At 48.3% G+C, this 4,352-nt stretch carries 4 protein-coding genes and 1 pseudogene; 3 read left to right on the plus strand and 2 right to left on the minus strand.

The window, feature by feature from the left end; genetic code table 11:
- Window positions 1-290 precede the first annotated feature (290 nt).
- From B2633_RS07465 to B2633_RS07475, 3 genes are all read left to right on the plus strand, one after another.
- Entirely contained in the window at window positions 291-1,394 is a 1,104-nt protein-coding gene (locus B2633_RS07465; protein ID WP_483169970.1) for a TRAP transporter substrate-binding protein, read from the plus strand.
- 213 nt (window positions 1,395-1,607) lie between these two features.
- Window positions 1,608-2,048 carry a TRAP transporter small permease gene (locus B2633_RS07470; protein WP_483169974.1) on the plus strand — a complete coding sequence of 147 codons (441 nt, stop codon included), beginning with the start codon at window positions 1,608-1,610 and terminating at the stop codon, window positions 2,046-2,048.
- Between the two features lie 20 nt (window positions 2,049-2,068).
- The gene (locus B2633_RS07475; protein ID WP_483169972.1) at window positions 2,069-3,367 is read left to right on the plus strand and encodes a TRAP transporter large permease; all 1,299 of its coding nucleotides are present in this window, start codon (window positions 2,069-2,071) and stop codon (window positions 3,365-3,367) included.
- A gap of 328 nt (window positions 3,368-3,695) precedes the next feature.
- Here the strand turns inward: B2633_RS07475 and B2633_RS07480 are convergent.
- Both B2633_RS07480 and B2633_RS07485 read right to left on the minus strand, forming a co-directional pair.
- A pseudogene (locus B2633_RS07480) lies at window positions 3,696-4,013 on the minus strand (sodium:proton antiporter); the annotation flags it as partial.
- A gap of 70 nt (window positions 4,014-4,083) precedes the next feature.
- Window positions 4,084-4,352: hypothetical protein (locus B2633_RS07485; RefSeq protein WP_483169973.1), on the minus strand; the 269-nt coding region annotated here is incomplete at its 5' end.

Below are 4,352 nucleotides of genomic sequence, written 5' to 3' on the forward strand. Positions count from 1 at the left end.
ATCAAACCTGTCATTGATTTGACTAGGAGTTAGTGCGGTAGATTGCAGTGATTTCTCGCTATAAATGCGATATTGACTAAATTGACCCATTCTTTACTCGGTGAAAAACAGTCGAATAATTGGTATATTTGTAGAAGAATAACACGGCAACTTAACCGAAATAGGCAGCTGAGTTTTCTCAAGCAGGCAGTATTTTACATGTGAAGGTGTGGTTGAATTAGCAATGGCCCAAGGGAAGCTTGCCTGTCCTACATAAGCGTAATGAAAGTTTCTTATAGGAGGAACGGAACATGAGAAAAATAACTGTGGTACTCCTGGCGATGTTAATGTTATTTGTAAGCGCAGGGTGTGGACCCAAAGTGGATGATGGCGATAAAGTAATTAAACTCAGAATGACTTCAAGTCTTTCCGAATCAGGGATTTACAGCCAGGGGATGAAAGCCTGGGCTGCAGAACTTGCCAAACGCACTAACGGACAGGTCATCGTTGATCAAATGACCTGGAGCGGAACAATTGTCAAAGCCGACAATAACCTGGAAGGTATTAGAGACGGGCTGGTGGATATAGCCTTCATCTCCGCTACCAACCACCCGACCAAAACACCGTTGACAACAGCTCTTATTCCCTCCTTTTCAAGTGATTTCTCCGGAGCGGGAGCTGCCCAGAAAGAACTGTGGAACACCGTACCCGAGCTAAAAGCAGAATGGGCCAAATATAAAGTGGTACCAGTAGCCTGGTTCAACGGTTATGGCGCCAATCTATACACCAATTTCAACGTTGATCCTGATGCGCCCCAACCTCTTGCCAATCAAAAATTGTTTGCCACCGGAGCCCAGGCCCCGGTCTTTGTCAAGAACCTGGGAGGAATACCGATCACCATGCCTTCAGGGGATATCTTTGTCGCCATGCAGAAGGGTACAATTAACGGGATAGCCGGCATAGCTCCCTTTGCCTTGAGCAGCAACAAATTCGGCGAGGTCACCAGCCAGGTTGTCGACTACCGCTACACCGGCAATTCCATGTGGACAGGTATTGCCTTTAACCAGGATGTATATAACAGTTTGCCTGACAGCGCCAAAAAAGTAATAGAAGAGATCGCTGATATACCGGCCCAGGTCTGTGATGAAGCTTTCAAGCAGCAAAGCATGGCCGGTTACAAGATTGTTAAAGATAAAGGCGGGACCTTGATACAGCTAACCCCGGAACAGGCCGACAAATGGCAAAAGATTATCAACCCGGAAGCCCTGTGGGAAACAAATCTCAAAGCGGCCGAAGCCGCTGGATATAGGAATGTCCGAGAACTGTTGGCGAGGGAGATCCAGATCATGAAGGACTATGCGGCCCAGAATCCCCATAAAACTATGCTGGAGCAGTTCCTGGAAAAAAATCAATAAAGCCCATTAAACACCTTCTCTTTTGTAGTACCAACAGGGGAGGTGTTTTATGTGATAACCCCCAGTGGTTTGGAATGAATGAAACACTGTAAACAATGTGGCTAGCCTGATTGAGGAGGTATGCATATGGAGGCCATCCGTTTGGCCAAGAACGCTTTTGATAAGCTGATAAAAGTGTGTGCCATTATATCAACCATATCCATAGTGATTATTATGCTGCTGAATGTCGTTGATACAGTTTTCAGGTGGGTTGAGATTCCGGCGTACGGGATATTTGAGGTAAATGGCCTGTTGGTAGGCATCAACTTATTTTTGGGACTTGCGCTGGTGCAGAAAGACAGAAAACACCTTAGTGTCAATATCCTGGGCAAGTATACGGCGAAATGGTTAAGTTTTATTCGCAGTTTTGTACCTTTAACCCTGGGTGCGGTATTTTTCGGCTGGTTAACCTACATTTGCTGGGGCAAGTTATTTGAAGCCATTGCAAGCGGTGAAGTGATCCAAGGTCTGGTGCACTTTCCCCTGTGGCCCTTAAAGAGCGCCTTTGCCTTTGGAATATTGCTGTTAACCATTCAGCTGATCATCGACTTGATTTTGGAAATTTATAAATGGCGTCATCCTGCTGCGAAAATAACGGATGGGGCAACATCATAAGAAATGGAGGTTAAATCACTATGGGTACGGCAGTCATTGGACTAATTCTAGTAGTAACTCTCATTTTATTAGGAATACCCATAGCCCTTTCGCTGTTTGTCGTCGGCTTTGGCGGAATATGGTACCTTACCAGCTTCCATACAGCATCGTCGGCGATACACTATACGCCCTTGGGATCGCTGGTAGGCAGTGACCTGGCTTCGTTGCCGCTTTTCATGATGATCGGGGCGTTTGCCCTGACCTCAGGCGTAGCGTCTGCCGGCTACAAAACAGCCCGCACCTGGCTGGGCAGGCTCCCGGGAGGTCTGGGAGTAGCTACTATCGCTGCGTCGGCAGCCTTTTGCTGCTGCTCCGGCTCCAGTGTGGCCTCGGCCATGACCATGGGAAAACTGTCTATAAAGGAAATGCAGGAAAATAAATACGATGACGGCCTGGCCGCCGGGGTATGCGGAGCGGGGGGACTCCTGGCCACCATGATTCCGCCCAGCGGCGCCATGGTGCTGTACGGGCTGGTCAGCGGCGAATCCATCTCCCAGCTGCTGGTGGCAGGATTTGTGCCAGCCCTTATCATTCTGGCAGGTTTTATCGGCATCATTGTTGGAACGGCCTTGCTCTTTCCCGATAAAGCGCCTTTAGTCAGACAGAAATTTTCCTGGAGGGAAAAATTCCGTTCTTTGCCTAATGCATTGGGAATCATAGCCATATTCGCAACCATTTTTATCGGTCTCTTTACCGGCGCTTTCACGCCCACCCAGGCGGCCGCCTGGGGCGCTCTGATCGCACTGGTTCTGCTCATCTTAAAGGGCAGAGCAGGCCTCTGGGACAGATTTAAAACCGCCTGCATCGAAAGCGCCGAAGTCAATGTGTCCATCCTCTTTCTGATGCTGGGCGCGTATGTATTCTCCAATTTCCTGGTCATAGCCGGACTTCCCCAGGCCATTCAAGCCACTGTTACCGGCCTGAATGTTGCCCCCATTTTAATCATAATCGCCATACTCCTTTCTTATGTCTTTCTGGGGATGTTCCTCGAAAGTGTTACGATGATGCTGATCACCATTCCGATATACTATCCCATCGTAGTAGGCCTGGGCTTCAGCGGCATCTGGTTCGGAGTCGTCGTAATGGCCATGGTTGAAATCGGCATGCTGACTCCACCTTTTGGGATCGTCGCTTTTGCCATAAAGTCTGTGGCGCCGGATATTGATGTAATGAGAATATTCAAGGGGGTCATACCGTTTGCATTGGCAGAACTGGCGGTGGTGTTTTTGCTGCTGGCTTTCCCGCAAATTTGCCTGTGGCTGCCCTCGCTGATGAAATGACCTGTTGATATCGCTAGTTAGGCTATTCGTGGCGCCCGGGGAGATAACCCGGGCGCCACTTTTGGGTGGTTATACTCTAAGCCGGCGATCGCTAAACTAAACGGCAAGTCCCGGTGGGGGAGGGTAGTATTGTTTCCACCCCATGGTGACTTGATGGATCCTGGACAAATCATGCCTGAAGCTGCAGCGGCAGACTGTTGATGCGCATAGAGCCCGAATAAGGTCTGCTCTAATCGGGCTGATATAAGCATCCGGGTGAGGTTTTTCCTATTATGATCATGTGGATGAGGGATAATTGCGATAATTGCGCAGTTGGGACGGTGTATCCCTACAAGAAGAATGCCCACAGATAAAGCGAAGCAATGACCACTGACAGCAACATCAACGGAAAAGCTATTTTCATGTAGCCCAGAAAAGTTATGGGGCAGCCATGACGTTCGGCTATACCGGAAACTATCACATTGGCCGAAGCCCCGATAATAGTACCGTTTCCACCCAGGCAAGCCCCCAGCGATAAAGCCCACCACAGGGGCTCTACTGACATGTGGCCTATTATTCCGATTTCTTTGATTAATGGAATGAAGGTGGCTACAAACGGTATATTATCTATAAAAGCCGAGGCGATGGCAGAAAACCAGAGCACTAAAAAGGTAATACCAGCAGCAATACGGCGCCAAACAGAGCAATAATGGTGCGATGTATCTTCTCTGATATTATTACGGCGTAAACCACCACAAAAAGAATGCCTGAAAACCATACCTGCCAGTCCATGATTCATTAATTGATCCCAGGGTTCTTATAGCCAGCACTTTCTTGCTGATAAGGGGGGAATAAATACGCTGGGCGGTTTTCTTTACCGGATCAAAATAATGAATAAAACCCTTGCGTATGATGGGGCCATACAGATCAACTGTTACTGCCACCTCATCCAGAGCTTCTATTTGGTGAATCCCGGCGTCTAAAGGCAAGATGAAAGATGTTTCAC

This window comes from Syntrophomonas sp. UBA1041 (genome assembly GCF_002316705.1).
Classification (GTDB): domain Bacteria; phylum Bacillota; class Syntrophomonadia; order Syntrophomonadales; family Syntrophomonadaceae; genus DTU019.

What these genes read in the sequence shown, in the direction of transcription:
- B2633_RS07465 (WP_483169970.1), top strand. Translation starts at nt 291, where the DNA reads ATGAGAAAAATAACTGTGGTACTCCTGGCGATGTTAATGTTATTTGTA.
- B2633_RS07470 (WP_483169974.1), top strand. Translation starts at nt 1,608, where the DNA reads ATGCTGCTGAATGTCGTTGATACAGTTTTCAGGTGGGTTGAGATTCCG.
- B2633_RS07475 (WP_483169972.1), top strand. Translation starts at nt 2,069, where the DNA reads ATGGGTACGGCAGTCATTGGACTAATTCTAGTAGTAACTCTCATTTTA.